At 61.2% G+C, this 18,963-nt stretch carries 20 protein-coding genes; 8 read left to right on the top strand and 12 right to left on the bottom strand.

Going from position 1 to position 18,963, the window contains the following annotated elements:
- Positions 1-37 precede the first annotated feature (37 nt).
- From HJB91_RS17340 to HJB91_RS17330, 3 genes are all read left to right on the top strand, one after another.
- The gene (locus HJB91_RS17340) at positions 38-2,224 is read left to right on the top strand and encodes a transglycosylase domain-containing protein (RefSeq protein ID WP_221155556.1); all 2,187 of its coding nucleotides are present in this window, start codon (positions 38-40) and stop codon (positions 2,222-2,224) included.
- 174 nt (positions 2,225-2,398) lie between these two features.
- Positions 2,399-2,986 carry a DUF1214 domain-containing protein gene (locus HJB91_RS17335; RefSeq protein ID WP_210628591.1) on the top strand — a complete coding sequence of 196 codons (588 nt, stop codon included), beginning with the start codon at positions 2,399-2,401 and terminating at the stop codon, positions 2,984-2,986.
- Positions 2,979-3,530 (top strand): DUF1254 domain-containing protein, encoded by a 552-nt coding sequence (locus tag HJB91_RS17330; RefSeq protein ID WP_210628592.1) that lies wholly within the window; start codon positions 2,979-2,981, stop codon positions 3,528-3,530. The genes HJB91_RS17335 and HJB91_RS17330 overlap by 8 nt, the downstream gene beginning before the upstream one ends.
- 51 nt (positions 3,531-3,581) lie before the next feature.
- Here HJB91_RS17330 and HJB91_RS17325 read toward each other — a convergent pair whose 3' ends face one another.
- The gene (locus tag HJB91_RS17325) at positions 3,582-3,749 is read right to left on the bottom strand and encodes a hypothetical protein (RefSeq protein ID WP_221122637.1); all 168 of its coding nucleotides are present in this window, start codon (positions 3,747-3,749) and stop codon (positions 3,582-3,584) included.
- Positions 3,750-4,564: 815 nt separating this feature from the next.
- Here HJB91_RS17325 and HJB91_RS17320 point away from each other — a divergent pair.
- Positions 4,565-5,614: a hypothetical protein gene (locus tag HJB91_RS17320; protein ID WP_221155554.1), complete on the top strand. Its 1,050-nt coding sequence runs from the start codon at positions 4,565-4,567 to the stop codon at positions 5,612-5,614.
- A 19-nt stretch (positions 5,615-5,633) separates the two neighbouring features.
- Here HJB91_RS17320 and HJB91_RS17315 read toward each other — a convergent pair whose 3' ends face one another.
- The 4 genes from HJB91_RS17315 to HJB91_RS17300 form a co-directional block, all read right to left on the bottom strand.
- Positions 5,634-5,978, bottom strand: a complete 345-nt coding sequence (locus tag HJB91_RS17315) for a DUF1491 family protein (RefSeq protein ID WP_210631667.1) — start codon at positions 5,976-5,978, stop codon at positions 5,634-5,636.
- A 414-nt stretch (positions 5,979-6,392) separates the two neighbouring features.
- A complete protein-coding gene (locus tag HJB91_RS17310) occupies positions 6,393-7,841 on the bottom strand; it encodes a methyl-accepting chemotaxis protein (RefSeq protein WP_221122646.1) in 1,449 nt (482 codons plus the stop codon).
- Positions 7,842-7,947: 106 nt separating this feature from the next.
- Positions 7,948-8,901: a peptidoglycan-binding domain-containing protein gene (locus HJB91_RS17305; RefSeq protein WP_210628595.1), complete on the bottom strand. Its 954-nt coding sequence runs from the start codon at positions 8,899-8,901 to the stop codon at positions 7,948-7,950.
- The gene (locus HJB91_RS17300; RefSeq protein ID WP_221155552.1) at positions 8,873-10,414 is read right to left on the bottom strand and encodes a HAMP domain-containing sensor histidine kinase; all 1,542 of its coding nucleotides are present in this window, start codon (positions 10,412-10,414) and stop codon (positions 8,873-8,875) included. Before HJB91_RS17300 ends, HJB91_RS17305 begins: the two co-directional genes overlap by 29 nt.
- Before the next feature lie 452 nt (positions 10,415-10,866).
- Here HJB91_RS17300 and HJB91_RS17295 point away from each other — a divergent pair, with 452 nt between their 5' ends.
- Complete coding sequence (locus HJB91_RS17295) at positions 10,867-11,355, top strand: DUF5330 domain-containing protein (RefSeq protein ID WP_221155551.1); 489 nt, start codon at positions 10,867-10,869, stop codon at positions 11,353-11,355.
- Between the two features lie 497 nt (positions 11,356-11,852).
- Positions 11,853-12,275, top strand: a complete 423-nt coding sequence (locus tag HJB91_RS17290; RefSeq protein ID WP_210628598.1) for a SufE family protein — start codon at positions 11,853-11,855, stop codon at positions 12,273-12,275.
- Between the two features lie 377 nt (positions 12,276-12,652).
- On the opposite strand, the gene HJB91_RS17285 is transcribed toward HJB91_RS17290, so the two are convergent.
- Together HJB91_RS17285 and HJB91_RS17280 are read right to left on the bottom strand one after the other, a co-directional pair.
- The gene (locus HJB91_RS17285) at positions 12,653-13,084 is read right to left on the bottom strand and encodes a MucR family transcriptional regulator (protein WP_010060045.1); all 432 of its coding nucleotides are present in this window, start codon (positions 13,082-13,084) and stop codon (positions 12,653-12,655) included.
- A gap of 456 nt (positions 13,085-13,540) precedes the next feature.
- On the bottom strand, positions 13,541-13,756 hold the full coding sequence (locus HJB91_RS17280) for a hypothetical protein (RefSeq protein WP_210628599.1): 216 nt from the start codon (positions 13,754-13,756) through the stop codon (positions 13,541-13,543).
- Between the two features lie 187 nt (positions 13,757-13,943).
- Between HJB91_RS17280 and msrB the strand changes: the two genes are divergently transcribed.
- Positions 13,944-14,354 (top strand): peptide-methionine (R)-S-oxide reductase MsrB, encoded by a 411-nt coding sequence (msrB, locus tag HJB91_RS17275; RefSeq protein WP_184458808.1) that lies wholly within the window; start codon positions 13,944-13,946, stop codon positions 14,352-14,354.
- Positions 14,355-14,532: 178 nt separating this feature from the next.
- Here the strand turns inward: msrB and HJB91_RS17270 are convergent, their stop codons facing one another.
- From HJB91_RS17270 to HJB91_RS17255, 4 genes are all read right to left on the bottom strand, one after another.
- On the bottom strand, positions 14,533-14,898 hold the full coding sequence (locus tag HJB91_RS17270; RefSeq protein ID WP_210628601.1) for an SPW repeat protein: 366 nt from the start codon (positions 14,896-14,898) through the stop codon (positions 14,533-14,535).
- A gap of 16 nt (positions 14,899-14,914) precedes the next feature.
- Entirely contained in the window at positions 14,915-15,163 is a 249-nt protein-coding gene (locus HJB91_RS17265) for a hypothetical protein (protein WP_210628602.1), read from the bottom strand.
- Between the two features lie 65 nt (positions 15,164-15,228).
- Positions 15,229-15,738 (bottom strand): Hsp20/alpha crystallin family protein, encoded by a 510-nt coding sequence (locus HJB91_RS17260; RefSeq protein WP_210628603.1) that lies wholly within the window; start codon positions 15,736-15,738, stop codon positions 15,229-15,231.
- A gap of 54 nt (positions 15,739-15,792) precedes the next feature.
- On the bottom strand, positions 15,793-16,269 hold the full coding sequence (locus tag HJB91_RS17255) for an Hsp20 family protein (protein WP_210628604.1): 477 nt from the start codon (positions 16,267-16,269) through the stop codon (positions 15,793-15,795).
- A gap of 214 nt (positions 16,270-16,483) precedes the next feature.
- Between HJB91_RS17255 and HJB91_RS17250 the strand changes: the two genes are divergently transcribed.
- Positions 16,484-16,705, top strand: coding sequence for a hypothetical protein (locus tag HJB91_RS17250; RefSeq protein WP_210628605.1), 222 nt, complete (start codon positions 16,484-16,486; stop codon positions 16,703-16,705).
- Positions 16,706-16,743: 38 nt separating this feature from the next.
- On the opposite strand, the gene HJB91_RS17245 is transcribed toward HJB91_RS17250, so the two are convergent.
- Complete coding sequence (locus tag HJB91_RS17245) at positions 16,744-18,954, bottom strand: amylo-alpha-1,6-glucosidase (RefSeq protein ID WP_221146869.1); 2,211 nt, start codon at positions 18,952-18,954, stop codon at positions 16,744-16,746.
- Between the last annotated feature and the right edge of the window lie 9 nt (positions 18,955-18,963).

Genomic DNA, 18,963 nt, shown 5'->3' with positions numbered 1-18,963 from the left:
GACATGAGGCAAGCGCGATCAGGCGGGAATACAGGACGTGCAGGATCCGGACAACCCTGAAAAAGGGCCTGAAAGGGAATCAGACAAACGAACCGGTGACGCGGCGGGCAGGCGGCCGCCGAAGAGCCGCCACATTCTGTTGCGCATCGATTCATGGATCGATTCGACCGTCTGGAACGCCGGCTTCCGCGCCGCCGAGATCTGGGAAGACACCACCATCTTCTTCCGCCGCTTTCGCGTTCGCGGCTGGAAACGCATGATCTTCGAACTTGCCGGCGAAGGGCTGACCCTCGGGGCGGCCGGCGCGGTGCTGATGCTGGTGCTTGCCCAGCCAGCCTTCGAGGCGACCAAGGAGGACTGGCGCAATCGCGGCGATTTCGCCGTCACCTTCACCGACCGCTACGGCAACGTCATCGGCCATCGCGGCGTCATCCACCAGAATTCCGTCCCGATCGACGAGCTGCCGGATTCCCTGATCAAATCCGTCCTCGCGACCGAAGACCGGCGTTTCTTCGACCATTTCGGCATCGACGCGATCGGCCTCTTCCGCGCCATGGTCACCAACGCCCAGGCCGGCGAAGTGGTGCAAGGCGGCTCGACGCTGACGCAACAGCTCGCCAAGAACCTGTTTCTCTCCAACGAGCGCTCGATCGACCGCAAGATCACCGAAGCCTTCCTGGCCCTATGGCTCGAAGCCAATCTCTCCAAGAAGGAAATCCTCTCCACCTATCTCGACCGCGCCTATATGGGCGGCGGCACCTTTGGTGCCGCGGCAGCGGCGCAATTCTATTTCGGCAAGAACATTACCGATGTGAACCTTGCCGAGTCGGCAATGCTTGCCGGCCTGTTCAAGGCGCCGGCCAAATATGCGCCGCATGTCAACCTGCCAGCCGCGCGTGCCCGCGCCAACGAGGTGCTGACCAATCTCGTGCAGAGTGGGCTGATGACGGAGGGCCAGGTGATCGCCGCCCGGCGCAATCCGGCGACCGTCGTCGACCGCAACGAGGTGGAATCGCCGGATTTCTTCCTCGACTGGGCCTTCGACGAAGTGCAACGTCTTTCGCCGCGCTTCCACCAGCATTCGCTGATCGTGCGCACGACGATCGACATGGGCATCCAGAAGGCGGCCGAAGATTCGGTCGAGACATCGCTGCGTGAATTTGGCGAGGCCTATCACGCCAAGCAGGGCGCCATGGTGATGATCGAGAACGGCGGCGCCGTCAGGGCCATGGTCGGCGGGCGGGATTACGGCGAGAGCCAGTTCAACCGCGCCACCAAGGCGCTGCGCCAGCCGGGCTCCTCCTTCAAGGTCTATACCTACGCGCTGGCGATGGAGAGCGGGATGACACCGCAGACGACGATCGTCGACGCCCCGATTTCGTGGGGCAACTGGAGCCCGCACAATTATGCGAACCGCTATGTCGGCCGCATCACACTCGAGACGGCGATCGCCCAGTCGATCAATACCGTGCCGGTGCGGCTTGCCAAGGAAAAGCTCGGCATCCAGCCGATCCGGGCAATGGCGAAGAATCTCGGCGTCGAAACGCCGATCCGCGACGACGTCACCATCCCGATCGGGACATCGGAGGTGACGGTGCTCGACCAGGCGACGGCCTATGCCACCTTCCCGGCCGGCGGCTATCAGTCGCGCCGCCACGGCATTACCCAGATCCTCGATTACGAAGGCGATGTGCTCTACGATTTCGACCACGACGAGCCGGCGCCGAAACGCGTGCTGTCCGAACAGGCCGATGTCTATATGAACCAGATGCTATCGCGCGTTCCCTATGTCGGCACGGCGCGCAAGGCGGCCCTCGACAACGGCATCCTGACAGCTGGCAAGACCGGCACGACCCAGGCCTATCGCGATGCCTGGTTTGTCGGCTTCACCGGCAATTACACCTGCGCCGTCTGGTTCGGCAATGACGACTATACCTCGACCAACAACATGACGGGCGGCTCACTGCCGGCAATGACCTTCAAGCGCGCCATGGACTACGCCCATCAGGGTGTGACGTTGCGCCCCATCCCCGGCGTCGAAAACCCCCTGCTCTCGGAAAAGGATCTTGCCAAGACGTTCGCCGCCAAGCCGCAGGACGGACTGCCGCAGCTCATCCGGCCGCGCATGCTCTCGGTCCAATCGACTGATATCCTTAAGAAGCTCGGAGGGAAGCTGAAGGCCGCCGCGCCATTGACGCCGGCGAAGGTGGCAAGCTCGGAGTAGACGCTGCGTGGTCGCTGCGCTCGTTCGTGTCGGAGATCGGCGAGACCCGCCCCTCATCCGCGTCCAACGCGCGTGCCCCGCGATCTGGACAGATCGACGTCCATGTCATGGCGCGGCATTCCACCCTGCCAGAATCAGTGCTAACCCTGTCATCCCGGTTTCCAAGGTCATGACGTGTTTCGATTCCCCCTTTTCATCCTGATCACGCTGATCGTCGCCTTCGGCGGCGGCATCATGATTTCGCTTTATGCGCTGGATGCGACACAGGGTTTCGGGGCGATCAAGCTTGGCGCCTGGGAGGCCTTTCCGGCGTTGCAGACGGTCGATGCCGATCCTTACGCCAAATCGCACCGGGCACGCGCCGGCAAGTTGCTCTACGGCAGCGCCGAGGGGCTGACCTTCACGGCGAGCGTCGACGACGACGGTGCACGGCTGAACGCCGGCTGCCGCTACAGCCTCAGCGGGCAGACGCCGCCCGCCCGGCTCTGGACGCTCTTTACCGCCGACAATGGCGGCAATCCGGCGGCGGTGAAGACCGGGCTTCCGGCGGCGCTCAATTCCTGGACGGTGCTGCGCCAGCCCGACAGCAGCTTTTCGATCGAGATCTCCGCCGCCGCTCAGCCGGGCAACTGGCTGGCCTTGCCGCAGGCCGGTACTTTCCGGCTGGTGCTGACGCTGTTCGACACGCCAACCGCCGGCAGCTCCGGCGTGATCGATCTCGCCATGCCGAAGCTCACCAAGACCGGATGCGGCAATGCTTAGGATCTTCTTCGCCGTCCTGACCGGTCTTTTCGGCGCAGCGCTCCTGCATCTCGTCATCATCCTGTCCCTGCCGCATTTCACCGGCAGGGATGCGGCGACCCGCGTGGCGGCGGAAGGCGATCTCAACAATTTCTATCTGCTCGGCGAGCAGTACGACGAGGCTGGTCTCGCCAATGGCGACCCCTTCCTGCGGACCGCCGTCTGCTCCTTCGACGTCGAGGATGCGCCGGTGCATTTCACCGCCAAGGGCAACGTCCCCTTCTGGTCGATCGCGATCTACGACAGCGCCTCCAACGAGGTGTTCAGCATGAACGACCGGACCTCGGTGGGCGGCGCGCTCGACGTTCTGGCGGGCGGCCCGATCCAGTTGACGGACCTGCGCAAGAACCTGCCGCAGGAACTGGACCAAGCGATCCTGGTGGAAATGGCGAGGCCGGATGGTTATGCCGTGCTACGGACGCTGGCACCGCAGGCAAGCTTCGATGAAGCAGCACGCAACTTCCTGACGGAAGCGGGCTGTGAGCAATTCACCCCCGGCAATTAAGCGGAATGTCTGTTCTCAATTCGGCATCACGCTCCGGGGTTGAAGAGGCGCTTACTTCTTTCTGGCGCGCGGCGCGGGCGCCGGACCATGTCTAGGGCTCTCGGCGAGCCGCTCATAGCGGACCCCCGTGAACCAGAGAATCTTGGCTTCGCGCGGTTCCTTGTCCAGGCGACGCGGCGCCCGCGGCCGCCGATCCGCCAATGCGACTACTATTGCCATTCTCGTCTCCATGCACTGCCCGAGACGGATGAACTTGCGATGGATTTCACCCTGCCCGCCACTCTGCGAGCCGGCGCGTCCTGCGGTGCCGGCATGGCCGGACCGAGGGCATTCGCGCCTTTCCCACGGCACCTGATTGAAATACCGTGATGCGGAGTTTCGACGATCCAAATACTCAAATCGCGTCGTTCCTGTCCGAATTGAGACACATGACAGTTAACAGTTTACTAATATTCAGCGGATGCCAAACACAGTTTCCGTAACTTCCTCTTCAACGCTTGAGGAGTCGATTTGGTTTCATGCCCCGCTGAAAGACCGGAAGGCAGCGAGCAATATAAAATTACAAGAAATTCATATAGTTGACGACGATACAGCGATCTATCCAGAGCCGCTGTTGCAAATATGCGGCACAGAAATATTTGTTGTGGCAGATCAGCGCGGGCTTCGGTTTATCCTGGGTGCCCACTCGTTTTAGAGGCGCGCCGATTGCAATTCCCGCCGTCCGCGAAGCGGCTTTCTCGTTGCGGCATGGTGATAACTGCTGCAAGCGATGGCGCATCGCCGGACCCGATCAGGAGGAGGACCGGTTTGCTTGCCGCCGCAGCGCCCTTTCGGAGCCCATAGCCTTTCCATTGCCGGCTAACCATTATTCGCAGGTTCCTCGGGTATATTTCTGTATCATTTTAATAAAATCTTCAGCATCCATTAACCGTACAAGTGTAGGATTTGTTCATATCCGTGTGGTCCGAGAGGCGTCCCCGCCAGCGCTATCGGCCCCATGGTTTCCCTTGGTTCTGCGTTTTCAGGGTGTGCTTGTGCGTGACCGGTTTCGAGACCTAGAGGGCCCGTTGGCCGTCAGGAAAAAGGACGTGGTGTTGATGGCGACTGTGAGCAGTTTCGAGAGCCTGTCTCATCCGACACGATCCGAACTGCGCCAATTCGCCGAGCTTTTCACACCGCTGTTCCAAGCTTCCTCCGACGAAGCCAAGCGCCAGGCAGTCGCCGCCCTTTCCCAATGCGAGACCATGCCGGCAGCCGTGGCGCTGTTCATCGGCAATCAGCCGATCGAAATCGCCGCGCCTTTCCTTATCGCCTCGAAGGCCGTTGCCGACGACACGCTGATCACCATCGCCCGCATGCAGGGTGCGGCGCATGTCAAGGCGATCGTCAGCCGCGATTCGCTCTCACCGAAGGTCATCGACGCGCTGGTGGCGCTGCGCCAGACCCAGCCGCGCTCCGCCACCGCTTCGGCGCCGATCACGGAAGCGCTGGCCGTCCCGCTTTCGCCAGTCCAGGTGGAGAGCAACGAGGCCGAAGCGCTGGAGGAACAGCGGGTCGCCAATGAAGAGGCCTTGCGCGGTCGCATCCTCGATCTTGCCGGCCATCTCGGCCGCAACGATCAAGACAGGCTCGGCCTGCGCACCCTCACCGACATTCAGGAGGCGCTGCTGGTGCGCTTCGCCCGCTCGCACGAGGCGACGCATTTCGCCACCGCACTCGCCGATGCGCTTTCCGCCAGCCGCTGGCTTGCCGAACGCATCATGCTCGACCTCTCCGGCCAGCAGCTCGCCACGACGCTGACGAGCCTCGGCATGGGCTTTCTCGACGCTGTCTTCGTGCTGGAACGATTCTATCCGCATCTTGCCGAACAACAGCATAATGTGACGCGCGGCTGGATGGTGCTCGATGCGCTCGATCCGGAAGAATGCCACGAAAGGGTGGAGGCCTGGCGGCGCGCCGATCGCTACACCTACAAGGCCGAGACCACCGATTCGCGCACATCTCGGGAAACCGAAACCCACCGCTTCGCCCGCCAGGCGCCGGTGCAGCGCGACATACGCGCGCTGGGGCGGCGGTCGCGTTGAGTTGAAGAAGACCTGACTCTCAGCGATCCCCCGCCAGCGGGATTATGTCCCCCAATTCCTCCGCCTCCAGCTCGACGATCCAGAGATCGGGGTCGAAGCGGCGTTCGCGATCCAGCATCGCCCGCACCGCTTGCGGCTCGCTGCGCGCGAGGCGGACTTCGAACAGCCGGTCGCGGATCTCGTCTTCGCCGAAGGCGGTCTGCGGCGCCGGCGCATAGAGCGTTTCCAGACCATCGCGAAAGTGTTGGCGGATGAAGATCGCGCCCGCCTCCTCCGCGCCCTTCTTCTCCACAGCGGCGAAATCGCCGCTTGCGAAGACGCGGCGCAGAAGCGAGGAAACGAAGATATCGGCGCGTAATCTCATCGGGGCGGTATAGAGCCTTTCCGAGTTAGATTGAAGCATTCTGTTGGCTCAAACGGAGAGGATGGTCGACCGGCCGGCGTGCGTCGTAGCCCAACTCTGCGGCCAAGCCGGCCGGTCGATCAGCCGGCCCGTTTCAGCCAACATCCCGCAGATTTGCGTGGCAAAACTGCAAGACTTTGGAATCGCCGGACGCACTTGTCGCTTCGCCACGGCGAAGCGGTGCGGCCGGTGGGCCGGGCATGTTTCCGCCAGGATCAAAGGCGATCGGCTCGGACGTACCTGGGGTATGCCCGTCGCCAATCGCCTTTGCCCTGACGAAAACCTGCTCCGGCAGAATGCTTCAATCTAACCCGGAAAACCTCTAAGACCGGCGCGCCGGGGCCGGCAATCCGCAACCGAGCTTTGGCGGATGCGTCAGACCTTGACCGCCAACCGCAAGCCGCCCCAATGGCGGCCCCTGACGGTGATCGGCGCGGAGATATCCTTCATCATCACGAAATTGCCGCCGCCCATGTCGCGCCGGTAGGTCTGGACGAGGAAAGGTGCGGTGCTGCGGCCGGCGGCAAGGCCGACGCGATCGGCGAAGATGCGGCGGTTGCGGCAGTTGGCGGTGTTCCAGACGATGTCGCCCGGCCGCTGCGGCTGCGAGAACTTCCGGTTATGAGTCGGCAGATAACCGTTTTCGTCGACCGCCGCGCAGAAGGCGACGCGCTCGTCCAGGGCGACGACGGGCTCCTGGATCGGCGGCAGCAGACGGTCGGTGAGTTCGGTGAAGGCAGCCATCATCTGAACCGGATCGGTGCCAGCCATCGGCCGGTAGCGCCGGTCGAAGAGGGCGTCGAAACCGATCTGACCGTCGGCGACGGCGCGTTCGAAAACGCCTGATATCTGCCTTGCCACGGATTGTGCTTCCTCGATCCAACGGCTGTCGGCGGTCTTGACGCCGGCGCTCGCCGTCAGCTGAATCAGCGTTTCCGAGAGGCCGACGACGCTGTCGACGCGCTTTGCCGCCTGCTGCAGCCTGACATTCGAACCGGCGATCTCGCCGGACATTTCGCCGAGCTTCTGGACGAAACCGGCGCATTGTTGGTCGACCGCCTCGGTGGTGTTGGCCATGACGGTCGAACTGTCGAGAATGCGGGTGATGACATGTTCCATGCTTTCGAAGGCGCCGCGCATCGCCTCCGACTTGTCGCGCACGCCGGCGGCACTGTCGCGGGCATCGCCGCCGACCGCCGACAGCCGGTCGATCTTCACCCGAAGCCCATCCAGCGTGTCCTGAATGGAGCCCGTCGCCTTCGAAGTCTGCAGCGAAAGAGCGCGCACTTCGGCGGCGACGACGGCAAAACCCTTGCCCGCATCGCCGGCGCGCGCCGCCTCGATCGCGGCGTTCAGCGCCAGGAGGTTGGTCTGGCGGGCTATGGTGCTGATCTCCTCGGCAATCTTGTCGACATCGGCAAGCGATTTCGAGAAGCTGGCGATTTCAGCACCGATGACGTTGGAGGACTGAACCATATGGCCGATCTCGGCAACGGAACCGGACATGCGGTCGGCCGACTCCTTCAGCATCTGGCGGGCTTCGGCCGCCGTGCGGTCGGTCTCGCGCAGCGACAGGGCTACCGAGCGATTGGTCTCGGCAATCGAAAGTGCGGTGCTGGTGACATGATCGAAGGCGGAGGCATGGCGCGCCGACATCGCCGCCATGTCCTGGATGGCGCCGGCAATATCGACGAGATCGATGCCAAGGGTGGAGGCTTCTTCGGCAAGGCGCTGCAGGATGTGGCGCAATCCCTCGCGATCAGGGCTTTCCGCTTCGACCGTCGGTTCTCCGGTCAGATCGTCTATCGCCTTCAGCGCATGCATGACCGACATTCCCCCGCCGCAATTGGCAAAGCTTCGGACAACATGGTTAACAAGTTGCAAACGAAGCTGGGGTCTTAGACTTAGGTTGTACTGTGGCGCGAACGCCTTAGATCGCACCGATTTCCTTCAACTTCTTCAGCACCGCCTCGTTCGGCTCGCCGTTTTCGGGGAGGTTGTAGTGCTTCTGGAAGTGGCGGATGGCGGCGCGAGTCTGCTCGCCGGCCACACCGTCGACGCCAACGTTGGCATAGGCCATATTGGAAAGGCCCTTCTGGATCTTCAGCACCAGGTCGACGGTGGCAAGCTCGCTCGATGGAAGCTGCTTTGCGGCTGACGGAGCCGTCTTGACGGTCTTTTCGGCGCTGCGGATCGCAGCAGCGACCGGGTCCTCCGCCGCCGCCTTCGAGGTGACATCCTCACGCGGTTTTTCCACGGGCACGGTCGAGGGGCCGGCAGCGTCGGTCTTCAGCGCGGCCAGCACCTCCGGCGTCGCTTCCCCGGTCTGGGCCATGCCGACGGTCTCCTGGAAGAACAGGATGGCGGCACTGGTGCGGGGGCCGATGATGCCGTCAGCGATACCGTTATAGAGGCCGCGGCGCACCAGCTGCTGCTGGATGTCCATGACCAGCTCGCTCGGCTGCTGAGCGGGTGCGGCCGGCACCGGCGTCCCGCTGGTGGTGGCGGCATCCTCCGGCCGTTCGATCCGGAAGGTGGTGACGTCAGCCGGTTGTTCGTCGGCCGGACGGCGCGCGCCGAGCACGTTTGGGGACTGCGGGTCGCGGGTGCGGAAAATCGGGTGCGGATGCAGGCCAGGCTGATACCAGAGGGCATTGGCCGCAACGAAGGAGAAGATGACGAAGAAGGCGATCATGCCGCCGGCGACCGACGGATTGCGGCCAATGACGCCGCCGAGCGCGGACGCCCCCTGCAGCCCGAGACCACCCAGCGCGGATGCGCCCTGCAGGCCGAGGCCGCCGAGAGCGGCCGCACCGGACACGACAAGGCCCGGCTGCTGCCGTCGCTTCTTTCCCTTAGGCGATTTTCGCTTGCGCGCGGCCATCGAAAAGCCTCTCTTCCAGTTCTGCTCCGGTACCGACCGCGTCCTTCAGCCGCGGCGGAAATTCGACGGTCGCGCCATGACCGGCGTGTTCGGCGCGCCGGGCGCCCGAGCCATCCACCGCAATCTCGACGGTGATGATCGTACCTTCGCCCGGCTGGCTGGCAATGGCAAAATTCCCGCCATGCAGCGCCACCAGCCCCTTGACCAGCGAGAGGCCGAGACCGCTGCCCTCGAAGCGGCGGGTGTAATCGTTCTGGATCTGGACAAAAGGCTGGCCGAGCATCGCCAGCTTATCGGCGGCAATGCCGATGCCGGTATCGCTGACCGTCAGCTTCAGGATGCCGTCACGCGCCGCCGCATCGACCGAGACGACGCCGCCGGCTTCGGTGAATTTCACGGCGTTGCCGACGAGATTGATGAGGATCTGCTGGATGGCGCGCTGATCGGCGACGATCTCGCCAAGCCCACGCTGAATCCGGCTCGTCAGCGTGACGCCCTTGGTCTTGGCCTGCAATGCCAGCATCGATTCGCAGGATCTGACGGAGCTTGAAATATCGAAGGCATCCAGAATCAGTTCGTAGCGGCCGGCTTCAATCTTGCTCATGTCGAGCATGGTATTGACGACCGAGAGCAGATGCGCGCCGGACTCGCGGACGAGACCGACATATTCGCGCTGGCGGTCATTTTCGAACTTGCCGAAATATTCGCCGATCAGAATATCGGAGAAGCCGAGAATGGCGTTCAGCGGCGTGCGCAGCTCGTGGCTGACCGCGGCGAGGAAGCGCGACTTGGCGTCGTTTGCCGATTCGGCCTCGGCCGCACGGTTCTGGGCTTCGGCCCGCAGCTGCTGCTCGACGGAGACATCGCGCAATTGGGCGATGACGGCGGCAAGCTCGCCATCGGCATCACGGCGAGCCGTCATGTCCATTCTCAGATAGGCGAACTGGCGCTGATCGCGCGAGACCGAAGGCCGGTCGAGGCGCAGATCGACGCTTGCGGCATCTTCGCCGCGCCTGAGCTCATCGAGCGCCTGCAGGAACAGGATGCGGTCGGAGACATGCACCTGCTCCAGGAAGCCCCTGCCCTTCGGATCGCGCATCCAGGCAAGGAAATCGCGCCGGTCGCGGCCGCCTATGGTGGCGACGCTGCCGTGCGGATCCAGGAAAAAGACGAGGCCGGGGGTGACGTCGAGGAAGAAGTCCTCGGCCGACTGTGTGGCAATGCCGGCCGACGAGCCCTGGCGGGCAAGTGCAATGCTGCCGACGGCGGAAAAGAGAAAGGCGGCGCAGACCATGGCGACGCCGGCCGGCAGTGCGACGGCGGGGCTGGTGACCGCCGAAAGCCCGACAGGCGCGGCGACGAGAGCGGCCGAGGAGAGCAGCACGAGGCGCCGCAGAATCGCAAGCTCGCGCTGGCGCACGGCTTCGCCGCCACCCGTCCGGGAAAGCCAGCTTGTCGCCGCTCGGTCTACGAGGGCCGTCGCCCAGCCGCCAATGTCACTCAATACTCGCACGCAATACCCGCCCAAAGAGGCTGTCTGTCGATCCGGACAATAGGCCCCCGCGACTTAAGGAAAGGATAAGGCAAAGGCGCTGTTCACAGCCAGAAAGAGCAGAAATTCCCGTTTTGAAGCATCCGAGAGCTCCTTCGCTTCTTGTGGTTAATGGCCGGTAAGCGGCGGATTTCCTTCATATTTCAGCACTGCGTTAACTCCTGTGGCAAGGCGAGCCGGCAAAAGCCCTGCAATTGCAGGCAGGTGCTGCCCTGATGCTTAACAACAATCGCTCGCATTTGACTTAAATGCCGCTCAAATGCGCTTCGCTAAAATTTGAGTTAAATTTGCCGCAAATGCGCACGAGTTTTGAAAAGCGGCATTCGCAACTTGCCGATAGGGTGAGAGCACACCGGACAACCGGCCTGATTCGGCGATAAGAACCGGACGGGAAAACAGGATGGGCAACGACAATGTGGTTTCTGATCAAAGGATCCTTCTGGTTTGGCCTAGTGCTCGTGCTTCTTTCCGTCTTCAGCACGGAGGGATCCGACAAGCTTGCCGGCGGCCCACAATTGCAGCTCTCAGACGCGTTTACGGCGGCGAGCGGCGCCTATGACTATCTCACCGGCATGTGCTCGGAAAAGCCGGATGTCTGCGCCAAAGGCGCCGAGACCCTGACGGCGCTCGGCTACCGGGCCCGTGAGGGCGCCCGTGTCGCTTACGAACTTCTCGACAGCCAATTCACCGACGAACCGACGACGCCCGCAAGGCTTGCCGAGCCGGCAAACCGGACAGCGCCCGCCATGCCCTCGCTTGCCTCCCCTTCCGTCCAGGAGAAGGTGCGCGAGGCAAAGGCTGCGCTCAACCAGCCGATGCCTTACCGACCGCCGGTCGACGATGAAGCCGAGACGGTGGTAACCGGCGCGATCCCGCTGCCGACGCCGAAGCCGGCGATCTGACGAAATTGCGCGGGCAACCGGCCCGCCGCACATAAGCAACGTTCGGACGCGGGACTGCGTCACACTGGAATTCTAAAGCGCGGTGCGATCTTTGAGATTCGCCTGCCGCGCTTTAGGCCCTTGGTTTTCCGCATGTCGTTCACGCAAAACCGCTGCACACTTTTGCGCGACATGCTTTAGAGCTTGCATCGGTGGTCCGCATGACGCGGAAATGCCCCATGCCTGACGTGCCTGCCCTGTTTAATTCAGCAGATTGCTGCGCCGTGAGGATGCCCATCCCTCACGGCGTTTCTTTTGAGAGCATGTCGCACAAGAATGTGCGGTGGATTTCGATAACGACATGCGTAAAAACAAAAGCTGAAGCGCCGCATCAGAAAGACTGCGCGCTTTAGCGGTTCAAATCTGTCGGTCTATCACCTATATGCAGTCCTAGAGCATGTCCGGACGCAAAATTGCCGTGTCGTTTTGCCAGCATGCAAAAAGGTGAAAGGCTTTTTATGGCATCCCTCGACCAGATCATCGATGACTTCGCCTTCCTGGACGATTGGGAAGACCGTTACCGCTATGTCATCGAACTCGGCAAGGCGCTGCCCGAGCTCGCCGAGGAAAAACGCACCTCGGAGAACAAGGTGATGGGCTGCGCCAGCCAGGTGTGGCTGGTGACGCATACGTCGGGCGATCCGGAAAACCCAATCATGAGTTTCGAGGGCGATTCCGACGCGCATATCGTGCGCGGCCTCGTCGCCATCGTGCTTGCCACCTATTCCGGTAAGCGGGCTTCCGAAATCGCTGCGCTTGATGCCTTCGAGATCTTCTCGAAGATCGGCCTGGTGGAGAACCTGTCGTCGCAGCGCTCGAACGGGCTGCGCTCGATGGTGAAGCGAATCCGGGAAGAGGCGATAGTCCGCGCCGCGGCGTGAACGTCATTGATTCGGTCGGCGAGCGCGGCGGATTGCGCATTTGCGGAAACGGCCAACCGACTATATTAACACTTTCTTATAGTATAGGAATACATTCTACGTCGCGCTCCAAAGCGTAAGATAGGTTCCCTGATAATATCCCGTCTGCCCCGTGCATGACTTGCGATAGCGGCGGAATAGTCGGGGAGATTATTATCCTCATCCGGAACAGGATGAACTCTGGGGTCGTTCGGACTAAAGTCTGAATCTTGCTTTCATTTAACGGGCCGGACCAGGATAGCGCCCGGAAACGGCTTCCGGTTTTCGGTTTCAGGTTTGCGGTACAGACAGAAAAGCCGGGCACAAGACCCGGCTTTTGTCATTGACAGCGGAAAAGCTCAGCCGCGGCCGCGCTTGCGGCGCTGACCCAAGCCCATCTCCTTCGCCAGGCGCGAACGCGCTTCGGCATAAGCGGGCGCTACCATCGGGTAGTCGGTCGGCAGGTCCCATTTCTCACGGTATTCTTCCGGCGAGAGACTGTGATGCGTCATGAGGTGACGCTTGAGGGACTTGAAGTTGCCGCCGCATTCCAGGCACGTAATCTGCTCGTCCTGTACGGACTTGCGGACAGAGACTGCTGGCTTCTGCTTTTCGACGACAGCCGCAGCGGGCTGCGGTACGGATGTGTTGCTAAGTGCCGAATGCACGTCGGAAATCAGATTTGCCAGGTCGCTGACCGGGACAACATGGTTGCTGACATAAGCCGCGACGATGTCGGCCGTCAGTTCCACAAGCAGCTCCGGCCCATTGCCGGTCGCCATATCCGTCATATTTTTTCTCCTGTTAGCATGCTCAAACGATCTTTGACTGTCACGCCAAAGACCCGCCTCGTAGAAGCGAACAGCAAAAGCACAGGAAGCAATCTTCTGTTTCGAAAAACGTGAAATCCACCCCTAGATTCCGAAGTCCGAGACCTGTTCTTATACTGCCTGACCGAAAACCACTACCGTCTTGCTCCAGGCGATGGCCCCAGTTAGACATTGAAAAATCAAAACTGAGGGACTTGGAAGCAGTAGGATTGTAATTCACAATCAGAATTCTACTTGCATTTTCAAATACCATCGTTTGGCCGAAAGGCCAATTATTATTTGTGGTTTTTCTTGAGAAAAAATGGCTGATGAAGAATTATAGGACTTTAGGCCAAGCTTTACTCACAGCTTCCTGTGCATAAGTTCGGCGTGAAACAGGTTAAGACGCCAATTGCCGGGCTCAGAGAGTTGCCGTGATCAGGCCAGCGAGCGGGAGAGACGCGTCAGCAGCCGGACGACCGAGCCGTGCAGGACGAAGAGCAGAAGCGTCAGCGGCCAGAGCAGGCAGGCGACAAGTCCGGCGAGACGATGAAACGTCAAACCGGCGTGATTGGCCCAGCCCTCCAGCAGCGTGACCGCCATGGCGGTCACGGCCACGAGGCCGTAGAGCAGGACGATTGCGGCTTCAAACACCAATGGCTCCTCAATGCACGTAACATTAACCCTAACAGAAAACCCTTAATAGATGTAAAAGCGGACGTCTTTCCTGATAGCTGCATGCCGCGATTCCCGCGGCCCGGCGCCGGAGGCTTGATGAAACAAAGACGGCGCACCACATTTCTGGCGAAACGGAACCGCCCTTCGGCGAAAGGAGCACGTCATGTCCGAAACTGCAACCACCGCCAAGATCCATAAATCAGACGCCGAATGGAAAGAGCAGCTCACGCCCGAGCAATACCGCATCACCCGCCAGCACGGCACCGAACGCGCCTTCACGGGCCCTTACTGGGATTCCTTCGAGACGGGGCTTTACCGCTGCGTCGGCTGCAACGCCCCGCTTTTCCGCTCCGACACGAAATTCGACGCCGGCTGCGGCTGGCCGAGCTATTTCGAAGCGGTCTCTCCCGATGCGGTGACCGAGCATCGCGACACCAGCTACGGCATGGTGCGCACCGAAATCCGCTGCGGCACCTGCGACGCCCATCTCGGCCATGTCTTCCCCGACGGCCCGCCGCCAACCGGTCTGCGTTACTGCATCAATGGCCATGCCATGGTGTTCGAGCCCGAATAGCGCTGAACCAATGATCGTCGATCCGCCGCCCTTGCACGGAGAGCCGCGCACCCATCGATGGCGATCACCGCGTCGCGGTCGTCAACCAGTCTGATCGGCCGCCAAGCCTCTCCTCCAGGGACGGCGGGCGGAGTGGTAAGGCGAACGGGCCCGGACGCCCGAGCCCGTTCGCATTCAGTCATGCGGTCGACAACGGATGGTTATGACTGAACCAGATGCTGCCCGCTGCGAGGGCAGCGACGACCAGGCCGACAATCACATGCGCCCACATGGCCGCTGCCACGGCTGAAAAGCCGAGGAGCCAAGGAGCGATCACAGCCCATAGCCCGAGGACCAGGTTGCACCATTCCTCGGCCTCATAGAAAGCATAGAGAGCGGCAACGGCGATCAGGGTGATGGCCGCGCCAACGATCCATGCATTCCAGGCGGCATAGGTCTCAGCGGAGAAACCGAACAGCCAGGGCGAGATGAAGAGGCCAAGACCGGCAACGATATTGACGATATCGAAAGCCGTCCGGTTGTTGGAAGACAGAGACTTCAGCATCGATCATTTCTCCTTCTTAGTTGGTTGCATCATCAATGGCCGCCTCCTGCGGGCAGAAGACGGTTGCGGCGACGGCGCTTGAATCGCCGTCGCCGCAAAACTCGGTCACGGTGTAGTGGGAAGCCAGAAATGAGATGCGGGCGACGCTGTTCTCTTGGAACTGCGGAACTGTGAAAGGAAGACGGCTGCGCCGATCGTCGTTCGAGGCGCGGAAGCGGGAGATCGGTGCTGTGTTTTCGCGGTGTGTACGTCCGATAATCTTCATCGTTTATCCTTCCCAAACTGGTGAAGGATGAGCGGCGGCCGGCCAGGTGTCGGCCGCCGCGCTCGTCAGCTTCTGATGGCGATGCGCTTGACCTGTGACTGCGCCTTTTCGGTCTTGGGCAAAGTGACGGTGAGGATGCCGTTCTTGAAGGTGGCGTCGACCTGGTCCTCCTTGACCTCGGTGCCGAGCGGGATGCGTCGCTCGAAGCGGCCATAGTAGCGCTCCGAGAACTGCTTCTCCTTGTCTTCCGTTTCCGAACGCTTCTCACCCTTCAGGGTCAGTACGCCGTCATTGAGTAAGACCTCGATGTCCTTTTCCTCAAGGCCGGGTATTTCGGCCGTCACCTTGATGTCCTTGTCGGTGTCTGAGATCTCCACGCTCGGCCAGCCGGCACCAAAGCCGCTGGCGCCGCGAAGTGACGGCAAGCTGGAACCGAAACCGCGGAAAACGTCGTCGAACAGCCGGTTGACCTCGCGGTGGAGCGACAGGAAAGGATCGCGGTCGTCGTCGCGAAGGAGACTCGGCATCTGATTGCCGTTGTTGCGGCCCCAGGGAATCAAATCACGAACACTCATGGCTCTACTCCTTTCTGATGGTTCATGGGCGCCAGACGGCGTCTGGCGCCACGCTCAGGCCGCCTGTGTCTCGCCCTCGATCTGCTTCGTCTCGGCCTTCGGCATTACGTGACCAGTTCCGATCTCGATTTGGCGCGGCTTCATCTCTTCAGGAATTTCGTGCTTGAGATCGATGGTCAGCAGACCGTTGGCAAGACCGGCGTCGACAACCTTCACATGATCGGCCAGTTCGAACCGGCGCTGGAACGAGCGTCCGGCAATTCCGCGATGCAGGTATTGAACATCTTCGCTCTCTGCCCTCTGCCCCGATACCATGAGCATGTTCTGCTCTTGCGTGATTGCCAGCTCGTCCTGCGAAAAGCCCGCCACTGCCATGGCAATGCGGTAGTCGTTCTCACCAGCCTTGACGATATCGTAAGGCGGCCAGTTGTCGATTGTCTCGGCGCGGCCTGCAGCCTCAAGCGCGTTCAACATTCGCTCGAAGCCGATGCTCGACCGGAACAGGGGAGAGAAATCGAGGTTTGTCCTCATAGCCATATCCTCCTTGCAAGCAACATGGACACAAGGAGACGCCAAGAGCGACCGGCGTCTCCTGGACTTTCTGCCGATCCCTATTGGGCGATCGACAATACTGATATAATTCAGTGTCTTACAGTTTCAAGGGGATCGAATTTCTTAACGAAAAAAATTGATCTTTTCGAAGACGCCACCATATGTTTTGGAGCTTGAGCGAGGAGCAATGGTTATGACAATGACTTCACACGACGTCGTCGCCGTCCTTGGACCTGCAGACAAAACGCTTGTGGCCGAGATCATCGCGACAGGTGCAACCCAAACCGAGCTTGTCGAGGCGTTTGCATGGGCCAACAATGACGAGGCCCTGGTGGGTGAAGGGCGGCATCTACCGACCGGCAGGGTTGCTGCGCTTGTTGACCTGCTGAGGTCGGACGAAGAGGAACCGGATTAGAAAAGGCGGTCGACCCGTCTTTCCTGCTCGGTCCTTCATCAGGCCGTGGTGAGCACGCTGACATTGCCCTGTCGATTGATGACATCGACCACGACCTGGTGTCTCGACCGGCGGATGGCCACGTCAGCCGAGCAATTGCCGATCAGCAGGCGCTGTAAGATCACCTCATCGAGGAAAGAAGGAAGCCGCGGCACGCTGAAGCTGATCTGCAAACTATTCGGATCGAAGTCGAGACCGAGGCAGGATTGCAGCAGCGACAAAGGGGCTGCTGCTGCCCATGCTTGCGGCGAGCAGGCAACCGGATAAGAGGTCGGTCCGCGTGCGCGCTGACGCGGCAGGCCGCAGAGCAGTTCGGGAAGCCGCCGCAGGTCGATATAGGTCGCAGCGGCAAACAGCCCCTCGAAGATTCGCGCGGCTTCGGCGCGATAGCCATAGCGGGCAAGACCACTGGCGATCATGGCATTGTCATGTGGCCAGATCGAGCCATTGTGGTAGCTCATAGGATTGTAACGTGCTTCGGTCGAGGGAATCGTCCGGATGCCCCAGCCACAGAAGGACGACGCATTCATAAGGGTGCGGGTCACCTGTGCGACCCGTTCGGGATAAGCAATACCGGTGAACAGAGCGTGGCCGGCATTGGAGGATCGGACCCGGCAAGGCCGTTTATCCCCGTCGAGAGCCAACACATAGGTGCCGAGTTCCTCATCGAAGAAGCTCATGTCGAAGGCGCGGCGCAGTCCCTCCGCGCGCGCGAGAAAGCTCGCCGCGCGTTCCGGCTTGCCCCTCCACCGGAAGATTTCGGCAGCACTTTGCCAAGCGCCGTAGACATAGGCCTGGACTTCGGCGATCGCGATCGGGCCTCGGGCCAATGTGCCATCGGCATGGAAGACCGAGTCGTTGCTATCCTTCCACGCCTGATTGATCAGTCCTTCTTCCGTCAGCCGCCCGTATTCGACGAAGCCGTCTCCATCGCGATCCCCATGTTCGTCGATCCAGGTCAGTGCCGCTTCGACATGCGGCAGGATACGGTCGATGGTCGCAAGATCACCGGTTCGTTTGAGATAGTCGCCGGCCAGCATCACGAAGAGCGGCGTCGAGTCGATGCTGCCGTAGTAACGCCGGAATGGAACCTCGCCGAGTTCGGCCATTTCGCCGCAACGCACTTCGTGCAGGATCTTGCCCGGCTCGGCGTCTGAAGCAGGATCGACGTCCGTCGCCTGATTGGCTGCAAGATGACCGAGAACCCCGCGGGCGATCTCCGGATCGAGCCAAAGCGTCTGAAGCGCCGTGATCAGGGCGTCGCGGCCGAAAACAGTGCTGAACCAGGGAATACCAGCATAGGGATAGGGGCCTTCCGGCTTGTCGGTGATCAGCATGTAAAGATCGGAGGCGCTGCGTCGCGCGACTTCGTTGAAGATCTCGTTGGAGGTTGTGACCGACGCCGCGCGCGAGGAGGAGGCACGCAACGCGCGGCGGGCATCCCGCAAGGTAAGGAAGAAGGAAAGACGGCTCAGTCGATCGGCGGACGTATGGTCGCAGGCGATCTGGATGAAGAGCGATTTGGTCTCGTGCGGCTCCAGATGGAGGTCATAAGTGACGAGATCGCTACGAACCTCGGCCGGTTCCGGCATGAAGGAAAGGCGCGTCGACCGCTTGCGACCGTCCAGGCCGATATAGGAAAGCAGGATCCAATCCTGTTCTACGACGGCGGGAAGATGGCGCCCTCGCCTTGCCCTTGCGGTGCCGCGGACTTCAAAAAGATCGGCGAAATCGGCCCCGAACGAGATCTGAATGCGAACTTGTTGCCGCCGCTCGTCATAATTCCTCACAGCCAGCCGTTCATAACAACTGGCATTCCAGAGAAAGCGCGATCTGCGCAGATGAATCACGTCATGGCCCAGAACCAGCCTTCCTTTCTCATCGAACTGATCAGGATTGGTGAGATCGCAGGTCAGCGTCGCATTGTCGTCCCGCAGCGTCGACGACAGCAGCATCGGCCGCTGTTCGTTGATCGTCAGGTAAAGATGCGAGAGATGACGAGTGTCCCGGTGAAAAAGGCCTTCCGGGCTGCCGGGACCGGAAAGAGCATCGCCATTATGGTCGAAGACGGCGAAAGTATCGCCGTGCTTCAATGTACGCGGCCGGCGCTCCTGCAGCGATGCGGCGGCCGGAATGAAGAACTGAGCGACGGGCGCCACCACGCCTGACGATGCTGTGGCGGGGTTGCTGTCCGCAGATACGTTCGACATGGTCTCCTC

Source organism: Rhizobium sp. NLR10b, from assembly GCF_019685435.1.
GTDB lineage: Bacteria > Pseudomonadota > Alphaproteobacteria > Rhizobiales > Rhizobiaceae > Rhizobium.
This window is presented reverse-complemented; position numbering and strand designations above follow the sequence as displayed.

What these genes read in the sequence shown, in the direction of transcription:
- HJB91_RS17330 (WP_210628592.1), top strand. Translation starts at nt 2,979, where the DNA reads ATGCTTAGGATCTTCTTCGCCGTCCTGACCGGTCTTTTCGGCGCAGCG.
- HJB91_RS17325 (WP_221122637.1), bottom strand. Translation starts at nt 3,749, where the DNA reads ATGGCAATAGTAGTCGCATTGGCGGATCGGCGGCCGCGGGCGCCGCGT.
- HJB91_RS17315 (WP_210631667.1), bottom strand. Translation starts at nt 5,978, where the DNA reads ATGAGATTACGCGCCGATATCTTCGTTTCCTCGCTTCTGCGCCGCGTC.
- HJB91_RS17310 (WP_221122646.1), bottom strand. Translation starts at nt 7,841, where the DNA reads ATGCATGCGCTGAAGGCGATAGACGATCTGACCGGAGAACCGACGGTC.
- HJB91_RS17305 (WP_210628595.1), bottom strand. Translation starts at nt 8,901, where the DNA reads ATGGCCGCGCGCAAGCGAAAATCGCCTAAGGGAAAGAAGCGACGGCAG.
- HJB91_RS17295 (WP_221155551.1), top strand. Translation starts at nt 10,867, where the DNA reads ATGTGGTTTCTGATCAAAGGATCCTTCTGGTTTGGCCTAGTGCTCGTG.
- HJB91_RS17290 (WP_210628598.1), top strand. Translation starts at nt 11,853, where the DNA reads ATGGCATCCCTCGACCAGATCATCGATGACTTCGCCTTCCTGGACGAT.
- HJB91_RS17285 (WP_010060045.1), bottom strand. Translation starts at nt 13,084, where the DNA reads ATGACGGATATGGCGACCGGCAATGGGCCGGAGCTGCTTGTGGAACTG.
- msrB (WP_184458808.1), top strand. Translation starts at nt 13,944, where the DNA reads ATGTCCGAAACTGCAACCACCGCCAAGATCCATAAATCAGACGCCGAA.
- HJB91_RS17270 (WP_210628601.1), bottom strand. Translation starts at nt 14,898, where the DNA reads ATGCTGAAGTCTCTGTCTTCCAACAACCGGACGGCTTTCGATATCGTC.
- HJB91_RS17265 (WP_210628602.1), bottom strand. Translation starts at nt 15,163, where the DNA reads ATGAAGATTATCGGACGTACACACCGCGAAAACACAGCACCGATCTCC.
- HJB91_RS17260 (WP_210628603.1), bottom strand. Translation starts at nt 15,738, where the DNA reads ATGAGTGTTCGTGATTTGATTCCCTGGGGCCGCAACAACGGCAATCAG.
- HJB91_RS17255 (WP_210628604.1), bottom strand. Translation starts at nt 16,269, where the DNA reads ATGAGGACAAACCTCGATTTCTCTCCCCTGTTCCGGTCGAGCATCGGC.
- HJB91_RS17250 (WP_210628605.1), top strand. Translation starts at nt 16,484, where the DNA reads ATGACAATGACTTCACACGACGTCGTCGCCGTCCTTGGACCTGCAGAC.
- HJB91_RS17245 (WP_221146869.1), bottom strand. Translation starts at nt 18,954, where the DNA reads ATGTCGAACGTATCTGCGGACAGCAACCCCGCCACAGCATCGTCAGGC.